Origin of the sequence: Erwinia oleae (assembly GCF_000770305.1) — a bacterium.
Taxonomy (GTDB): Bacteria; Pseudomonadota; Gammaproteobacteria; order Enterobacterales; family Enterobacteriaceae; genus Erwinia; species Erwinia oleae.
In genome coordinates this window covers 15017-32187 of the sequence record NZ_JNVB01000023.1, presented here as the reverse complement: position 1 = coordinate 32187, position 17171 = coordinate 15017, and the positions used below count along the sequence as shown (strand labels likewise).

Here is a 17171-nt window from a genome sequence, read left to right as displayed (position 1 = left end):
CGTAGCCGTTGGGCTACGTTTTCTCTTCGGAGCCTGATATGAAAATTATCGTGAAATGCGCGGCAATTATTATTCATCAGCGTTCGCTGCTGTTGACCCGTAAACGCGGCACCGGGATTTTTATCTCACCCGGCGGCAAACCGCGACCTGGCGAAGATCATCTGGCCTGTCTGAAGCGTGAGCTTAAAGAAGAGTTGGGCGTACAGATTAAAACGTTTCGCCCGTTTGGCCTCTTCCACGGCCGCGCGGAATTTGAAGCCATGCCGATTGAGAACCACGTCTACCATGTCGAGATCAGCGGCCAACCGCGCGCAGGCTCGGAGATCGAAGAGCTGGCATGGGTTAACTACCGCAAGCCGCCTTGCGAAATCGCGGTGGGATCGATATTCCGCGATAACGTGATGCCGCTGCTTTACCAACAGGAGTTGATCAACTGATGGACGCCTCTTCATTATCACCTCATTTACAAACCGCTCACGGCGAACATTTCTACAGGCAGGCGCGTATGCAGAGAGATGAACTACGGGAAGAGCTGTCCGGGCTTTATCAGCTTCAGGATTACGATATTTTCTTTGTGCAATCCGTTCGCGTTGGCCTGGTGATCCTCTCCCATCTGTTTCATAAACAGGAGACGACGCTTTGCCTGGCGAAACATGCGCACTATCAGCCGATAACCGCGCTCTTTAACCCGCCAACCTCGCACTGTACCGGGCCGGGCAGCGTGCCGATTATCACGCACGTGAACCCCTATACCGGCAGCGTAAACGCGCTGGATGACTGTCAGGGAAAGGGCGTCGTGGATGCGTCGCACAGCTTTGCCACCAATCTGCACGGCGAGCTTGTCGCCAACAGCTCAATCTTTGTCGCGCCGCTGCACAAGCACGCGTCGCTGACGGTTGGGCTGGCCATTATCGCCCTGCGCCCGGAGCATTTCAGCACCCTGATGCGCAGCGAGTTGCGCCTGTTTGAAGAGTCCACGGCGTCTTCGAAACCGCTCAGGGAAGCGCTCGACAACCTCCACAGTGACCACTGGCAGCCCTATAACGTGGCGCAGGTGAAGCCCGTGCGTTTAACGGACGTTGCGGGTATGGATTTCATCTCTATCAGCGAGCCTAATCTGCCGTTTAGCTGTTTTACGGTGCCGCCACTGAGCGAAGCGCTGCAACAGCGGGTAAAGGCTGCGGGCGCCAGCTACTTTCCTCACGCCAGAACGATAAGACTCTCCTGCTGGGCGCGCGGCGATGGTAAAAAGCCGGTGGACATGACCGCCACGATTGAAAAGGAAATCAGTAAGCTATGGGAGCAACAATGAAACGCACGTCATCGATCAACGGCAATGTTATTGGCATGCTGGGCGGTCTGATCCTCAGCCTTGATTCCGTGTTTATTCGCCTGATGAACATCGAAAACTCATGGACTATTGTGATGCTGCGCGGCTTATTTATGTGGGCTATTTGTCTGCTGGTCCGGACGTTGTGGCGCGGAAGCCGTTCTGCGATCGGTAAACCGTGGCTGACGCGCGATAATGCGTTGTCGACGCTGTTCTTCGCCGTGTCGTCGGCCTGCTTTGTTAATGCGCTGAATCGCGGCAACGTGGCGACGGTGTTGGTGATTATCTCCTCCACGCCGTTCATTTCTGCGGTGATTTCGCGCTTGTTTTTCAACATGAAAAGCGAGCGAAGCGTGATGATTGCCGCGCTGGCGGGAATAATTGGCGTGATCGTGGTGATGTCGGGCCGCGCCGCCGGGCAGGACGCGCTTGCTAACGTTTTCGCGCTGGCCACGGCGGTGTCGATGGCGCTGGCCTTTATCTTCACCTCGCGCGTCTCTGGCGGCACGATTGGTCTGCCGTCACTGGGCGGGCTGGTTGCCTCGCTGGTGATCCTGGTGTGGTCGGGAGACGACCTGCTACAAAATCTGAAAATGCTCTCGATGGCGCAGTATGGCTGGTCGCTGGCGGAAGGTATGCTGATCATGCCGCTGGCTATGGGGTTGATCGCGTTATCAACGCGTTTTGTCTCACCGGCTAACGCCGGACTGTTTTTGCTGCTGGAAACGGCGCTGGGGCCGCTATGGATGGCCATTTTCATGGATGAGATGCCTACAATACAGGCGGTTATCGGCGGGGCGATCATTATCGTCGCCGTGGTTTCGCAAACGCTCTACGCGCGCCGTCAGGTTTCGCTTTCGCGCTATGCGGATGCCGGATAACCGCCGCATTCCTTGTGGATAAAGGGCCATGATGGTATGTTCGTGGCCTCGACAAATTGAACATTTAAGCAATTCGCAAGGGGATTTACGCAATGCGTATTATTCTGCTCGGTGCACCGGGTGCAGGTAAGGGGACTCAGGCTCAGTTTATTATGGAGAAATACGGTATTCCGCAAATCTCCACGGGCGACATGCTGCGTGCTGCCGTTAAGGCCGGCAGCGATCTGGGTAAACAAGCCAAAGAGATCATGGATGCCGGTAAACTGGTGACCGACGAACTGGTGATTGCGCTGGTAAAAGAGCGTATTGCTCAGGACGACTGCCGCAACGGTTTTCTGCTGGACGGCTTTCCGCGCACCATTCCTCAGGCGGATGCGATGAAGGAAGCGGGCATTAAGGTTGATAACGTGCTGGAGTTCGACGTGCCGGACGCGCTGATCGTTGAGCGTATCGTGGGCCGTCGCGTCCATGCGCCATCGGGCCGCGTGTATCACGTCACCTTCAATCCACCGAAGGAAGAGGGTAAAGACGACGTCACCGGCGAAGCGCTGACCACGCGCAAAGACGATCAGGAAGAAACCGTGCGTAAGCGTCTGGTGGAATACCATGAAATGACTGCGCCGCTGATCAGCTACTACCGCAAAGAAGCCGATGCGGGCAACACGGCGTATCACAAAATCGACGGCACCCGCAACGTGTCCGAAGTCAGCGCCGAGCTGGCTAAAATCCTCGGTTAATCTTAACAGGGCCGGCAGTTGACCGGCCCTGTTACTGCAACAGGTTTTTCCCCCGCCATTTTCCGCTAGAATAGTTCTCGTTTTTTCCCTGCTTTTGCCGACTAAGGAATGATGATGAGGCAAGATACTCCCGGCGTGCTATTGGTTAACCTTGGCACACCTGAAGCGCCGACCACGCCTGCCGTGAAGCGCTACCTGAAACAGTTTCTTAGTGATAAACGCGTTGTCGATACGCCGCGCTGGCTGTGGTGGCCCATTCTGAACGGCGCGATCTTACCGATTCGTTCCCCGCGCGTGGCGAAGCTGTACGCCTCCGTCTGGATGGACGAAGGGTCGCCGCTGATGGTCTACAGTAAACGACAGCGTGACGCGCTGGCGGCAAAACTCGACATGCCGGTGGCGCTGGGAATGAGCTACGGTAAGCCGGGTCTGAAGAGCGCCATCGACGAACTGATGGCGCAGGGCGTCACCCGCCTTATTGTGCTGCCGCTTTATCCACAGTTTTCCTGCTCAACCGTCGGCGCCGTCTGGGATGGGATTACCGCTGTCTTTGCAGGCTATCGCAGCCTGCCGTCGGTGCATTTTATTCGCGATTATGCAGAGCATCCGACTTATATCGCTGCGCTGAAAGCGTCGGTTGAGCGCTCTTTCGCCACGCACGGCCGGCCCGATCTGCTGGTCATGTCGTTTCACGGCATTCCGCAACGTTTCGCTAACGAAGGTGACGACTACCCACAGCGCTGCTTTGACACCAGCGAAGCGCTGAAGGCGTCGCTGGGGCTGAACAGCGAGCAGGCGATGCTGACCTTCCAGTCGCGTTTTGGCCGTGAGCCCTGGCTGACGCCTTACACCGATGAAACCATGAAGTCGCTGCCGTCGAAAGGCATTAAACACGTACAGATTATGAGCCCTGGCTTTTCGGCCGACTGCCTGGAAACGCTGGAGGAGATCAGCGAGCAGAACCGCGAGTTCTTCCTGCATGCGGGCGGCACGAAATTTGAATATATTCCGGCGCTCAATGACGACGCGCTGCATATCGACATGATGGTCGACCTGGTAAACGATCAGAGAAAGCAGTATGAAATTTCCCGGCAAGCGTAAGTCAAAGCACTATTTTCCGGTCAGCGCGCGCGATCCGCTGCTCAAGCAGGCCCTGCCCGAAAGCGAAGTGGCGAACAGCTGGATTGTCGGCATCGATCAGACGCTGGTGGATATTGAAGCCAAAGTGGACGACGCGTTTATTGCCCGTTATGGACTCAGTCCGGGCCATTCGCTGGTGATTGAAGACGACGTGGCGGAAGCGCTTTACGCCGAACTGACGCGCGAGAAACTGATTACGCATCAGTTCGCGGGCGGTACCATTGGCAATACGCTGCACAACTACTCGGTGCTGGCGGACGATCGCTCCGTGCTGCTGGGCGTGATGTGCAGCAACGTGCAGATCGGTGGCTACGCCTACCGCTATCTCTGCAACACCTCCAGCCGTACCGATCTGAACTACCTTCAGGGCGTCGAGGGCGCGATAGGGCGCTGTTTTACGCTGATTGGCGAACAAGGCGAACGTACCTTTGCGATCAGTCCGGGAATGATGAACCAGCTCCGGCGTGAAAGCATTCCTGAAGAGGTGATTGCCGGCGCATCGGCGCTGGTACTGACTTCCTATCTGGTGCGCTGCAAGCCGGGCGAGCCGATGCCGGACGCCACTATGCAGGCCATCGCCTGGGCGAAAAAATACAACGTGCCGGTGGTGCTGACGCTCGGCACGAAATACGTGATCGGCGATAATCCGGGCTTCTGGCGCGAGTTTCTGCGCGAGCACGTCTCCGTTGTGGCAATGAACGAAGAGGAGGCGGAGGCGCTCACCGGCCTCAGCGATCCGCTTCAGGCGGCGAACCTTGCGCTGGACTGGGTGGATCTGGTGTTGTGCACCGCCGGGCCGAACGGCCTTTATATGGCGGGTTTCACCGAAGAAGAGGGGAAACGGAAAACGCAGCATCCGCTGTTGCCCGGCGCGATCCCGGAATTCAATCAGTATGAGTTCAGCCGCGCCATGCGCCATCAGGATTGTCAGCAGCCGCTGCGTATTTTCTCCCATATCGCGCCGTATATGGGCGGCCCGGAGAAAATTATGAATACCAATGGCGCAGGCGACGGTGCACTGGCGGCACTGCTCCACGATATCACCGCCAACAACTATCACCGCTCAAACGTGCCGAATTCGAGCAAGCATGGGCGTAACTATCTGACCTACTCATCGCTGGCGCAGGTGTGCAAGTACGCCAATCGCGTCAGCTATCAGGTGCTCAACCAGCATTCGCCGCGCCTGACGCGCGGCCTGCCGGAGCGGGAAGACAGCCTGGAAGAGTCTTACTGGGAAAGGTAACAGGAGAGTCCGTCCCCCGGCGGGGGACGGAACCGTCAGATGGGGCACTGCTGCGGATCGTACGTCGCATCCACCTTCATCAGCGTCAGCATACTGCTGGCAATTTCACGTTCGCCCATCACCACCCCGTTGGCGCCACGCTCGGTAATGTAGTCAACTTCATCGTCATAGTGCGCGCGGGCAATAATTTCGATGGTAGGGTATTTTTCGCGTGCGGCGATCACCACTTCACCGGCTTCATAGCCGTTCGGGATGGTCAGCAGCAGCCAGCGCGCGCAGTTCAGGCAGGCCAGCTCCATGATCTCTGGTCGTGCAGCGTTACCTAAAACCGCCTTAATGCCCTGTTCCCGCAGCGCCTCGACGCGGCTTCGGCTGTTCTCGACCACCACAATCGGCACGCCCTGCTCAAGCAGTTTCTTGCCCAACAGGCTGCCGACGCGCCCGTAACCTACCACCACAGCATGTCCGCAGATATCAACCGGGATCTGCTTCTCTTCTTCGATCGCCTCTTCCATTGTCTGCTCTTCAATGGTTTCGGTCTTATCAAGATAGCGCTGGAGCACGGCAAACAGAATGGGATTGAGCATAATCGAGAGGATCGCACCCGCCAGCACCAGGTTTCGTCCTTCATCAGGCAGCAGCTTCAGCGAGATCCCCAGCCCGGCAAGAATAAATGCGAATTCGCCGATCTGCGCCAGACTCACCGAAATAGTCAGCGCGGTGCGTTTTGAATGGCCAAACAGGCGCACCAGCAGCAGCGCGGCAAGAGATTTGCCGACAACAATAATGGCCAGTACGCCCATCACCGCCAGCGGCTCGTTTACCAGCACCATCGGGTCAAAAAGCATGCCCACCGACACGAAAAACAGCACGGCAAACGCATCGCGAAGCGGCAGCGTATCGTGCGCGGCGCGATGGCTCAGTTCAGATTCGTTCAGCACCATACCGGCAAAAAACGCGCCGAGCGCAAAGGAAACATCAAAAAATTCTACCGCGCCAAACGCAATGCCCAGCGCCAGAGCAAGCACGGCAAGGGTAAAGAGTTCACGGGAGCCGGTCGCGGCGCTGCGTGCCAGAATCCACGGCACGACGCGACGGCCCACCACCATCATCAGCACCATAAAGGCCGCCACCTTACCAATGGTGATCAGCAGATCGAACAGGATAAGACCCGGGCTGGCGTTGCCCTCTTCAAACATCCCGGCAATGGCGGGTAGCAGTACCAGCGCCAGTACCATCACCAGGTCTTCGACAATCAGCCAGCCAATGGCAATCTGTCCGCGCTGGCTGTCAATTAACTGGCGTTCTTCAAGAGCGCGCAGCAGCACCACCGTACTGGCGGTTGAAAGACACAGCCCAAACACCAGCCCGGTCAGCCAGGGCCAGCCCATCGCGGCCGACAGCCCCATTCCCAGCAGCGTCGCCACGGCGATCTGCGCAATTGCGCCGGGAATGGCAATCGTCTTTACCGCCATCAAATCCTTCAGGGAGAAGTGCAGGCCAACGCCAAACATCAGCAAAATCACGCCTAACTCAGCCAGTTCCGGCGCCAGGTTAGTATCAGCGACAAAGCCGGGGGTAAACGGGCCCGCCAGCACGCCGGCCATCAGATATCCCACCAGCGGCGATATCCTGAGACGGTTGGCGATCATGCCAAGGAGAAAGGCAAGAACCAGCCCTCCAACAATAGTGGTGATAAGCGGAGTGGTATGATGCATGCTTGTCTCCTTGTGTATGCAAATGTGTCTGATTGTAATTATTTAGTGTAAGGCATATTCGCCAGCGGCGCTTGACTTAAACGGCTAAAAAGTTAAAAAAACAATCAATGAACGAAGAAACGATCGGGAAAGGGATTTTTCGATCTTATCGCCAGGCAGGCTTGATGACGCCAGTGAAAGCCAGGGCACGAAGAGCAATTATCCACAGGGCGAACGGTAGATTTTCACAGCGGGCAGACAGTAAAACGGTAATTATGTCAGGTCAGGCCTTGTAAGGGAGGATTTGGTGCAAATGAAGCACTTAAAGCAGAAACAGCGAGGTCAAAAGCACTTCTTTTATGCTCTCGTCAGATAATCCTGCATCATAATCGCCGAAGTGTCACAATAAAATTCAGAGAATAGTGTTAAATTTCAGTCATGCTTTTCGCTCTGTCGTTTTATTAACAAGGAGATTTACCGTGTTTTTGATGAAAAAAATGTCGCTGGTTTTGGTGATTGCGCTCAGCGTTCCGGCGGCGGCACACGCGTGGGTAAAGGATCACGTTTACAAATTCACCGTGCTGCACACCAACGATCATCATGGCCGCTTCTGGAATAATGAACACGACGAGTATGGGCTGGCGGCACAAAAAACCATGATGGATCAGATCCGCTACGACGTGCAGGCGCACGGTGGGCAGGTGCTGATCCTCTCTGGCGGCGACATCAATACCGGCGTGCCGGAGTCCGATTTACAGGACGCCGAACCTGACTTTCGCGGCATGAATCTGATTGGCTATGATGCCATGGCGATTGGCAACCACGAGTTCGACAATCCGCTCACGGTGCTGCGTCAACAGCAAAAGTGGGCAAAGTTCCCGCTGCTTTCCGCCAATATCTATCAAAAAAGCACCGGAAAACGGCTGTTCCAGCCTTACGCGTTGTTTAACCGTATGGGACTCAAAATCGCCGTCATCGGCCTGACCACCGACGACACGGCCAAAATTGGCAACCCGGAATTCTTTACCGATATGGAATTCCGCAAACCCGCCGATGAAGCCAAATCCGTCGTCGAGGCGTTGCGGAAAAAAGAGAAGCCGGACGTCATCATCGCGGCCACCCATATGGGGCATTACGACAACGGCCAGCATGGCTCCAATGCGCCTGGCGATGTGGAAATGGCCCGCGCGCTGCCGGCAGGCTATCTGAATATGATTGTGGGAGGACACTCCCAGGATCCGGTCTGCATGGCGAAGCCAAACGTTAAGCAGGCTGACTATGTACCGGGCACGCCATGCCAGCCGGACCAGCAAAACGGCACCTGGATTGTGCAGGCGCATGAGTGGGGGAAATACATTGGCCGCGCCGATTTCACCTTCCTCAACGGCAAGTTGACGCTTGAACATTATGAACTTGTACCGATTAACCTGCGCCATAAGGTGAAAAACGCCGATGGCAGCAGCAGCTGGATTAACTACACGCAGGAGATCGCCAAAAATCCGGGGATGATGAAGCTGCTGACGCCGTTCCAGAAAAAAGGTGAAGCGCAACTGGGCGTGAAGATCGGCAGCGTTAACGGTTATCTGGAAGGCGATCGCAGCAAAGTGCGTTTCAAACAAACTAATCTGGCGCGCGTGCTGCTGGCTGCGCAAATGGCGCGAACCGACGCCGACTTTGCGGTAATGAGCGGCGGCGGCGTGCGCGACTCTATTGAGGCGGGCCCCATCACCTATAAGGACGTGCTCAAAGTGCAGCCGTTTGGCAACACCGTGGCCTATGCCGATATGAAAGGCAGCGAGGTGAAAAAGTATCTGGGCGTGGTGGCGAATATTAAGGTCGATTCAGGAGGCTATGCGCAATTCGCCAACGTCAGCCTGGTAGCCGATGGAACGGGCGTCAGCGCGGTGAAGATCAACGGTAAACCGCTTGAAGATGAAAAAACTTACCGCATGGCGACGCTCAGCTTCAACGCCACCGGTGGCGACGGCTATCCTGCCATTAATAAACTGCCTGGCTATGTGAACACCGGCTTTGTCGATGCTGAAGTGCTCAAGCAATATATTCAGAGCCACTCACCGCTGGATGCCAGTGCATTTGAGCCGAAAGGCGAAATTGTTTATCAGGAAAAATCGCAGCAGGGGGAAGAGAAGCCTGCACCGCACAAAAAATGGCATCTGCCAAAAATATTCACCGCGATGCGTTGATCTGATGAAACGGCCCTCCTGGAGAGGGCCGTTTGCTTTACTGCGTACGGCACATCTTATATTTAAGCCATCGCGCATGGAGCAGGTCGAAAAGCCAGTTATAAAAAACGGTATAAGGGAGATAGGCAAGGAAAAATGCGATCTCAATTAACAGCGCCTGCCCCAGTGAGATGCCGAGCATCGCGGCGGCAATCGGCAGGCCGATCAGGATAAATCCGCCCTCGAAGCCCAGCGCCTGTAGCACGCGCAGCGCAAGGCCGCGCGTAACTTTATCACGGGGGAAGAGTTTATCGAATCCGGCGTTATAAATAACGTTCCAGATCATCGCCACGGTGGAGAGCATGACGGCCAGTGAACCCATTTGAAAAAGCGGCTTATCCAGAGCCCAGGCCGCAGCAGGCGCCAGTAGCAAAATCGCCACGCTCTCGTAGCCAACGGCGTGAATAACGCGCGTTTTAATATTCCAGGTACGCATAATTTCTCCTGATAAGTCAGGCCTGCCATTCTCTGCCACTTTTTTGCTAAGATGAAACGAATATCCATCGATAAAAGCGATATGTTCATGCGTTACTCTCCTGAATCTCTGGAAGCCTTTGTTCAAACTGTCGAAAGCGGTTCTTTTTCCGCTGCGGCACGCGCGCTGCGTAAAAGCCAGTCCACCATCAGCGCGGCGGTGGCAAATCTGGAGGCCGACCTGGGCTTTACGCTGTTTGATCGCCAGGGGCGCTATCCGCTGCTCACGGAAAACGGCAAACGCGCGCTGGCGCAGGTACGTGAAATTCTGTCGGCCAGCGTGCAGCTTGATACGCTGGCCGTACGTCTGGCGGGTGAGGTGGAACCCTGCCTGAGCATGGTGGTATCCGATTTCTGGCAGACGGTTTATCACGAGCGGCTGTTGACGCGCTTTGCTGAGCGCTACCCGGATATCGAGTTTGAATGCATGATCGCTGAAGATGCCGACGCCATTGATATTCTCCAGTCGGGCAGGGCGCACCTGGCGGTGATTGGCGCGCAGCCGTTTTACCCCGGCGATATTGCGACCGCGCGGCTTCAGGTAGATGCGGAAATGGCGATCTGGTTGCATCAGGCGCATCCGCTGGCACAGCAGGAGAGCATCAGTGAAGCGGCACTGAAAACGGTGCGCCAGCTCTGCCTGAATACGTGGGTTGAGCAAGATCGACGACAAACCGGTAAGATCTGGTCTGCGCCCTCCTACCTGCTGCTGCTGGAGATGGCCGAACAGGGGTTTGGCTGGAGCATACTGCCGCGATGGATGGTTACCCGCTTCGGGCACCACGTGCTGCGCGAACTACCGCTGCAAGGCTGGCCGCAGCACATTGCGCTTGACGCGGCCTGGTCCCGCCGCACGCCGCCCGGCCCGGCGGGTCGCTGGATGATCGATCATCTGCTGGCCCAGCAGCCGGTTTAATCGCGGCGGGAGATGTCGGCGAAAAGGGCGCTCAACTGACGGGCCAGATCCTGCGGCGACAGTTCAATATCCAGGCCGCGTTTGCCGCCGGAAACAAAAATAGTGGCGAAGGCCTTCGCGGGCGCATCAATCACGGTGGGTAAACGCTTTTTCTGCCCCAGCGGACTGATACCGCCCAGCAAATAGCCGGTGGTGCGCTGGGCAATCTGCGGATCGGCCATTTCCACTTTTTTTTCGCCAAATGCTTTGGCAACCTTTTTTAAATCCAGCTGGCCGGCGACCGGCGTGACCGCCACGGCCAGCGTTTTATTGTCCCCGTTCAGGGCAACCAGCAGGGTTTTATAAACCTGTTCGGCGTTGAGGTTCAATTTTCGCACCGCCTCATCGCCAAAATTTGCTTCGTTTGCGTCATGTTCGTACGCGTGAAGCTGAAAGGGAATACTGTTTTTTTCAAGGAGTTTTACCGCTGGCGTCATCGTGAAGATCCTTACGCTGTTTACCCGTTATTTTTCAGTAATTCAGGCAGATTGCCGTCGCCATAAAGGTGTAGCGCGCCGACGGCCACGACATAGTTTCCCGCGGGCAGCGCTGGTAACATTTCACTCCAGCGCTGATTACGCTGAAGCATCAGCACGTCGTTAAGCGCATTATTAAAGGTGCTGGGTAACATGGCAGTGCCGCGAGGCGGCCTTTCCAGCCACCAGCTCATCATGGTTTGTAGCAGCCGCGCATTGGTGTCCCAGTGCTCCAGCGTATCGCGCAGCAGCGACAAACCGTTATCGGGCAGCGCCTGAAGCAGCGCCAGCTGCGCTGCCGGGCCTTCAAGTTCAATCACCGCCTTCTGCTGCGCGCGGGCGGCGTTAAGGAGTTGCATATCAATGCCGTATTCTGTCCGCAGACCAAGGCGCTGCGCCTGCTGCGCCTGAAGCATCAATGCAATCTGCCAGCCGGAAAGCGTATCGATCGCTTCAGGCGCAATCGCCACCGTTTCGCACAGGCGTTCAAGGCGACACAACTCCTCCGCTGTTAAGCGCGTGCGGAGCGGCGGGCAAATTTCACTTTCGCCAAAGGGAGAAGCGCCGGAGGTAATATCGGCTTCCACGATCAGCGCGTCAGCGCGGGCAAGACGTGCCTGAAGGGCGGCGGGCAAGGGCATCATGCCCTGCGTACCCATATGGATGCTGCCGACCAGATGAAACTCGCTGTCGCCGACGCTTATATCCTGCGCCGGATAAGCATAGCGTGGCTGTCCGCGCCAGAAGGCTTTGAGGATGCGTAATATTTTTCCCATAGTGTCCGTCTCCAGCCTGTTATTCAGCCATGCTAACGGTTTAAGTGGCTGAGTAACAGGAGAAAACGGCTCTGGCTGCGGGCGCTTACGGCTTAAAGCGTATCAGGCGATTGGCGTTGCTCACCACGGTAATTGAAGAGAGCGCCATCGCCGCGCCTGCCACTACCGGGCTGAGCAGCGTGCCGGTGAAGGGATAGAGCACGCCAGCGGCGAGCGGAATGCCGATAACGTTATAAATAAAAGCGCCTGCCAGATTCTGTTTCATATTGCGCAGCGTCGCTTTGGCGATCGCCAGCGCATCCACCACCGCGTTGAGATCGTGGCGCATCAGCGTCATCGCAGCGGTTTCTATCGCCACGTCGCTGCCGCTGCTCATCGCAATACCCACATCCGCCTGCGCCAGCGCGGGCGCATCGTTGATGCCATCGCCGATCATCGCCACCTGCCTGCCTTGCTGCTGAAGACGCTTGATCGCGTCCGCTTTTTCCTCCGGCAGAACACCCGCAATAACGTCATTCAGTCCGGCCTCGCGGGCAATTGCTCCGGCGGTTAATTCGTTATCGCCGGTCAGCATCACCAGTTGATATCCCTGCTCTCGCAAACGCGCCAGCGCGGTCACGCTCTCCTTGCGTAACGGATCGCGGACAGAAAACATCGCGACAACCTTGCCGTCAGCGGCCAGCAGCACGGGCGTTATGCCCTGACCGGCCTGTTCTGCCAGACGGTCATCCAGCGCTGAAGTGGCGATCTGCTGCCGGACCATCAGGGCACGACTGCCCAGCAAAATCGCAACGCCGTCTACATTACCGCTGACACCCAGCCCGCGTATTGTACGAAATTGCTCAGTATCCGGCAGCGCGGCTTGACCTGCACGCGCCAGGATCGCCTGCGCCAGTGGATGATGTGAGCCCTGTTCAAGCGCGGCCGCCCAGCGTAACGCCTGTTCCTCGCTGACGTTGTTAAACAGGGTAATATCAACCACCTGCGGCTCACCTGCAGTCAGCGTGCCGGTTTTATCGAACACCAGCGTTGAGAGCGTACTGGCCCGCTGAAGCGCATCGGCATCGCGTACCAGTACGCCAAATTCCGCTGCGCGCCCCACGCCAGCAATAATCGACATCGGCGTTGCCAGGCCCAGCGCGCAGGGGCAGGCAATTATCAGCACGGTCGTGGCGATAACCAGCGTGTACACGGCCTGCGGCGCAGGGCCGAAGACATACCAGACTGCCGCGCTGAGCAGCGCGATAGCGACCACGGCGGGCACAAACACCGCCGAAATGCGGTCTGCAAGCTGACCGATTTCTGGCTTACTGCTTTGCGCTTCGCGTACGCGGTTAATAATGCGCGACAGCGTGGTGTTTTTCCCGACGGCCTGCGCGATGAAAAGCACGCTGCCGTCCTGGATCACCGTGCCTGCGTGAAGGTGATCGCCCGGCGTTTTTTGTTGCGGCATGGCTTCACCGGTCAGCATGGCCTCGTCGAGAAGGGCTTCGCCCTGACCGATCACACCATCAACCGGCACGCGGTCGCCGGTACGCAGGCGCAGCGTCATGCCGGGCACCACCTCGCTCAGGCTGCACTGTTTTTCGCCCGCATCACTGACGACAAGCGTAGTGGGCGGCGTCAGATCCAGCAGGCGTTCCAGCGCCTGAGACGAGCGCTGGCGCGCGCGCTGCTCCAGCATGTGACCCAGGTTGATCAACCCGATAATCATTACGCTGGCTTCGTAATAAAGATGTCGCGCCTCAAGTGGGAAAACCGCCGGCCAGAGGTTAACAATAATGGAATAGAGCCAGGCCGCGCCAGTACCAAGCGCCACCAGCGTATCCATAGTCGCCGTACCGTTGCGCAGGCTTCTGGCCGCGCTGCGATAAAAATGACCGCCTGCGACAATCATAATGAAAAACGTGAGGACCCCCACGGCAAGCCAGCCGCTGCGGTTGGTTTCTGTCAGCATCATATTGTCGCCGATCATCCCCCACAGCATAAGCGGGATGCCAGCTGCCAGCGCCAGCGCAGCCTGCCAGCGAAACCGACGCGTTGCCTGCATGGCCTTTTTTTGCTGTTTTTCACGACGCCTGGCATCATCTTCGATGATTTCAGCAGCATAACCGGCTTTTTTAACTGCTTCCGTCAGCGCATGCGGCGAAGTATCTCCCATCACCAGCGCGCTTCGCTCGGCAAGATTGACGCGCGCCTGACGCACGCCCGATACCTGTTGCAGCGCATGCTGCACCCGGCTGACGCAGCTGGCGCAGCTCATGCCTTCAATCAGTAAATGGAAGCTTTCGCTCTCCTGCGCCGGAAGCTGTTGAGTGGCCGCTGTCAGCGCTTCCGGCTGAGGTAGTGAGTCTGCCAGCGGTTCAGGCTTTGGGTGAGAAGGATGCTGAAGAAGAGTGGCATGATAGCCAGCCGCTTCGACGGTGGCGATCAGCTCTTCTGTGCTGGCGCTGCCGTTAACGGTGGCTTCGGTCAGGGTGATTTCGGCGTTCTGAACGTCGTCGCGCTGTTCCAGCGCCTCTTTTACGCGCCTGATGCAGTGCCCGCAGGACAGGCCATCAAGCGTAAGCAGCGTCGTCTGTGACATGATAAGGACTCCCGATCCCGGGGTAACCCGGGAAGTATTTTACAGTAGTGATACAGAATAAACCTTCCATCAAGGGGAAGGTCAATATTTTATCCCGTATCGCTGCTGTAAAATCGGCGTCCCCTATAATAATTATTATTAACTTTTTTGAAATTAAGTCCCGCAATATCGCGAGACTCATTAACGCTCCCGGGGTTTTCTTAACCAAACTTGCGGGCGAAATCTTCTTCGGAAGTGCAGAGGTAGATAATGAATTCGACAAAAGCAATCAGAGCCGGGATAAACGTCCAGAAGAAGAGAAGATAGAGTATGCCCTGGCCCGTTTTACCCAGATAAAATTTATGCGCACCTAAACCGCCAAAGAAGAAAGCCAACAGTGTTGCGGTTAATTTACTCTTTGTGCCCGCTGTTTTTTGTGGCGCTCCACAGCCGGGGCAGGCTGCCGCATCTTTATGTATCTCTTTTCCACAGCCGCGGCAGAAAGCCATATTGCTCATAAAAAACTCCTGTATGAAATACTTACCGTTTTTAATTTCCCAGAAATGTATTTTATAATGAAGTCGCAATCTCGGTAAATAAAAACAGGCCGGTAATTTATTTTTTAATTAATGCAAGGTTGCATGGTGTAATTGGTTTTTTAACTTGTTGAGTTTTGATTTTTTTTGCGTTTGGAAGGGTGAAGATAGTCGTTAATAACATGTCAGGAATGCGTTAATTATTATATAATGCCATTAAGGCAGACTCGTGGTTTGAGTGAGTGTTGTTTACGGGGTGTAAAATGCGCAAGTGCAGGAGAGTGGAATGAACATCAGCGACGTCGCCCGAAAAACCGGCCTGACCAGCAAAGCTATTCGTTTTTACGAAGAAAAAGGGCTGGTTACCGCACCGCTACGCAGTGAAAACGGCTATCGGAGCTATACCGCCAGGCACCTTGAGGAGCTGACTTTATTGCGTCAGGCACGCCAGGTCGGCTTCAACCTCGAAGAGTGTCGCGAACTTATCGCGCTGTTTAATAATCCCCGGCGACACAGCGCGGACGTAAAAGCGCGCACGCTGGATAAAGTCGCGGAAATCGAAAACCATATTCGCGAGCTTAGTGAAATGCGCGAACGGCTGCTGATGCTGGCGGAGAGCTGCCCTGGCGACGACAGCGCCGATTGTCCGATTATCAACAATCTGGCTGGCTGCTGCCGCGCCGGACATGCAGGCGGAGTACAGGCAGTCACTGCTCCTCGTTCAGCCGTTGCGTCTGATGATTTGGAGAGTGATCCCTTCCACCCCGACCACGGTAACGGGCGTTCCCGCCGGTAAGTTCTCTGCGGCCTGAACGCGCCAGTCGCTGTCGCCGATGCGCACCCGGCCAAAACCGTCAACCAGTGTTTCATCCAGCGTCAGTTGCTGTCCGATAAGCTGGCTGCCGCGCTGATTAAGCATGGACTGCGGTTGCCTGCCAGCGCGGCCCTTAAGCCAGCGATACCACCAGAGCGCGGACAAAACCGTTAACAGTGCGAAGCTGAGGCCTTGCCACTCCCACGGCAGCGGCACCAGCCAGACCAGCAGGCTCACCAGTATTGCCGCGATGCCGCTCCACAAAAGGTAACCGCTGGCACCCAGCATTTCTGCCGCCAGCAATGCGCCGCCGAGCGTCAGCCACAGCCGCCAGGGATTGGCTAACAGGTCGCTCAACATTAGCGGCTCCGCTCTTTACCGGACTGGTTCAGCAACTCAGCAATACCGGCAATGGAGCCCATCAGGCCACTGGCCTCAAGCGGCAGCATCACCATTTTGCTGTTGTTTGCCGTACCGATTTTCTTCAGCGCCTCAGTATAGTTTTGCGCCACAAAGTAGTTAATGGCCTGAATGTCACCGGCGGCAATTGCCTCAGAAACCATTCTGGTTGCGGCGGCTTCGGCTTCCGCGCTTCGCTCACGGGCTTCTGCCTGAAGAAACGCCGACTGACGTTCGCCTTCTGCTTTCAGGATCTGCGATTGCTTTTCGCCCTCTGCACGCAGGATTGCTGCCTGACGCACGCCTTCTGCTTCCAGGATGTCAGCACGCTTGGTTCGTTCGGCTTTCATCTGCGCATTCATTGAGGCGATCAGCTCGGCGGGCGGGCGCACGTCGCGAATTTCAATACGGGTAATTTTCACCCCCCATGGATTGGTGGCCTCGTCGACGATACGCAGCAGGCGCGAATTAATGTTATCGCGCTGCGACAGCATTTCATCCAGCTCCATTGAACCGAGTACGGTACGCATATTGGTCATCGTCAGATTGATGATCGCCAGCTCAAGGTTGCTGACTTCATAGGCGGCGCGAGCGGCGTCCACGGCCTGAATAAAACAGACGGCGTCGATGGTGACGCTGGCGTTGTCCTTAGAGATGATCTCCTGCGAGGGAATATCAACCACGCGCTCCATCATATTGATTTTGCGGCCCACGCGATCCATAAACGGCACAACAAGATTCAGGCCAGGCTGGAGGGTGGTGGTATAGCGGCCAAAGCGCTCCACCGTCCACTGAAAGCCCTGAGGAACAATTTTTATGCCTGACCAGACGACGATCAGGGCCAGAACGATAATAACCGGTATCACAGCGAGCATAAATTAACCTCCCAATTGTTAAAAGCCTT

Annotated in this window: 16 protein-coding genes and 1 pseudogene; 9 read left to right on the top strand and 8 right to left on the bottom strand. The window is 56.3% G+C overall.

What is annotated here, in order from left to right:
• The first annotated feature begins 38 nt into the window (after positions 1-38).
• The 6 genes from GS12_RS09465 (at position 39) to GS12_RS09440 (ending at position 5331) form a co-directional block, all read left to right on the top strand.
• Positions 39-437 carry an NUDIX hydrolase gene (locus GS12_RS09465; RefSeq protein ID WP_034946287.1) on the top strand — a complete coding sequence of 133 codons (399 nt, stop codon included), beginning with the start codon at positions 39-41 and terminating at the stop codon, positions 435-437.
• The gene (locus GS12_RS09460; protein WP_034946285.1) at positions 437-1312 is read left to right on the top strand and encodes a DUF6024 family protein; all 876 of its coding nucleotides are present in this window, start codon (positions 437-439) and stop codon (positions 1310-1312) included. Before GS12_RS09465 ends, GS12_RS09460 begins: the two co-directional genes overlap by 1 nt.
• Positions 1309-2211 (top strand): DMT family transporter, encoded by a 903-nt coding sequence (locus GS12_RS09455; RefSeq protein WP_034946283.1) that lies wholly within the window; start codon positions 1309-1311, stop codon positions 2209-2211. The genes GS12_RS09460 and GS12_RS09455 overlap by 4 nt, the downstream gene beginning before the upstream one ends.
• 92 nt (positions 2212-2303) lie before the next feature.
• A complete protein-coding gene (gene adk, locus GS12_RS09450) occupies positions 2304-2948 on the top strand; it encodes an adenylate kinase (RefSeq protein WP_034912856.1) in 645 nt (214 codons plus the stop codon).
• Between the two features lie 114 nt (positions 2949-3062).
• On the top strand, positions 3063-4049 hold the full coding sequence (gene hemH, locus GS12_RS09445; RefSeq protein ID WP_034946282.1) for a ferrochelatase: 987 nt from the start codon (positions 3063-3065) through the stop codon (positions 4047-4049).
• Positions 4027-5331, top strand: coding sequence for an inosine/guanosine kinase (locus GS12_RS09440; protein ID WP_034946280.1), 1305 nt, complete (start codon positions 4027-4029; stop codon positions 5329-5331). The genes hemH and GS12_RS09440 overlap by 23 nt, the downstream gene beginning before the upstream one ends.
• A gap of 35 nt (positions 5332-5366) precedes the next feature.
• Here the strand turns inward: GS12_RS09440 and ybaL are convergent, their stop codons facing one another.
• Positions 5367-7049 (bottom strand): YbaL family putative K(+) efflux transporter, encoded by a 1683-nt coding sequence (gene ybaL, locus GS12_RS09435; RefSeq protein WP_034946278.1) that lies wholly within the window; start codon positions 7047-7049, stop codon positions 5367-5369.
• 467 nt (positions 7050-7516) lie between these two features.
• Between ybaL and ushA the strand changes: the two genes are divergently transcribed.
• A complete protein-coding gene (gene ushA / locus GS12_RS09430; protein WP_034946318.1) occupies positions 7517-9232 on the top strand; it encodes a bifunctional UDP-sugar hydrolase/5'-nucleotidase UshA in 1716 nt (571 codons plus the stop codon).
• Positions 9233-9269: 37 nt separating this feature from the next.
• Here the strand turns inward: ushA and GS12_RS09425 are convergent, their stop codons facing one another.
• Positions 9270-9707, bottom strand: coding sequence for a multidrug/biocide efflux PACE transporter (locus GS12_RS09425; RefSeq protein WP_034946276.1), 438 nt, complete (start codon positions 9705-9707; stop codon positions 9270-9272).
• A gap of 87 nt (positions 9708-9794) precedes the next feature.
• Between GS12_RS09425 and GS12_RS09420 the strand changes: the two genes are divergently transcribed.
• Positions 9795-10661: a LysR family transcriptional regulator gene (locus GS12_RS09420; protein WP_034946315.1), complete on the top strand. Its 867-nt coding sequence runs from the start codon at positions 9795-9797 to the stop codon at positions 10659-10661.
• Here GS12_RS09420 and ybaK read toward each other — a convergent pair.
• The 4 genes from ybaK to GS12_RS09395 form a co-directional block, all read right to left on the bottom strand.
• The gene (ybaK, locus tag GS12_RS09415; RefSeq protein ID WP_034912867.1) at positions 10658-11137 is read right to left on the bottom strand and encodes a Cys-tRNA(Pro)/Cys-tRNA(Cys) deacylase YbaK; all 480 of its coding nucleotides are present in this window, start codon (positions 11135-11137) and stop codon (positions 10658-10660) included. The two genes, GS12_RS09420 and ybaK, sit on opposite strands and share 4 nt — an antisense overlap.
• Before the next feature lie 20 nt (positions 11138-11157).
• A complete protein-coding gene (locus GS12_RS09410; RefSeq protein ID WP_034946273.1) occupies positions 11158-11952 on the bottom strand; it encodes a TraB/GumN family protein in 795 nt (264 codons plus the stop codon).
• 85 nt (positions 11953-12037) lie between these two features.
• Entirely contained in the window at positions 12038-14539 is a 2502-nt protein-coding gene (gene copA, locus GS12_RS09405) for a copper-exporting P-type ATPase CopA (RefSeq protein ID WP_034946270.1), read from the bottom strand.
• 200 nt (positions 14540-14739) lie between these two features.
• Complete coding sequence (locus GS12_RS09395) at positions 14740-15036, bottom strand: TM2 domain-containing protein (protein WP_034912872.1); 297 nt, start codon at positions 15034-15036, stop codon at positions 14740-14742.
• Positions 15037-15340: 304 nt separating this feature from the next.
• On the opposite strand from GS12_RS09395, the pseudogene cueR reads away from it, so the two are divergent.
• Positions 15341-15730 (top strand): annotated as a pseudogene (gene cueR / locus GS12_RS09390) (Cu(I)-responsive transcriptional regulator); the annotation flags it as partial.
• A 45-nt stretch (positions 15731-15775) separates the two neighbouring features.
• On the opposite strand, the gene GS12_RS09385 reads toward cueR, so the two are convergent.
• Both GS12_RS09385 and GS12_RS09380 read right to left on the bottom strand, forming a co-directional pair.
• Complete coding sequence (locus GS12_RS09385) at positions 15776-16228, bottom strand: NfeD family protein (protein WP_034946264.1); 453 nt, start codon at positions 16226-16228, stop codon at positions 15776-15778.
• A complete protein-coding gene (locus GS12_RS09380) occupies positions 16228-17142 on the bottom strand; it encodes an SPFH domain-containing protein (RefSeq protein WP_034912878.1) in 915 nt (304 codons plus the stop codon). The genes GS12_RS09385 and GS12_RS09380 overlap by 1 nt, the downstream gene beginning before the upstream one ends.
• Between the last annotated feature and the right edge of the window lie 29 nt (positions 17143-17171).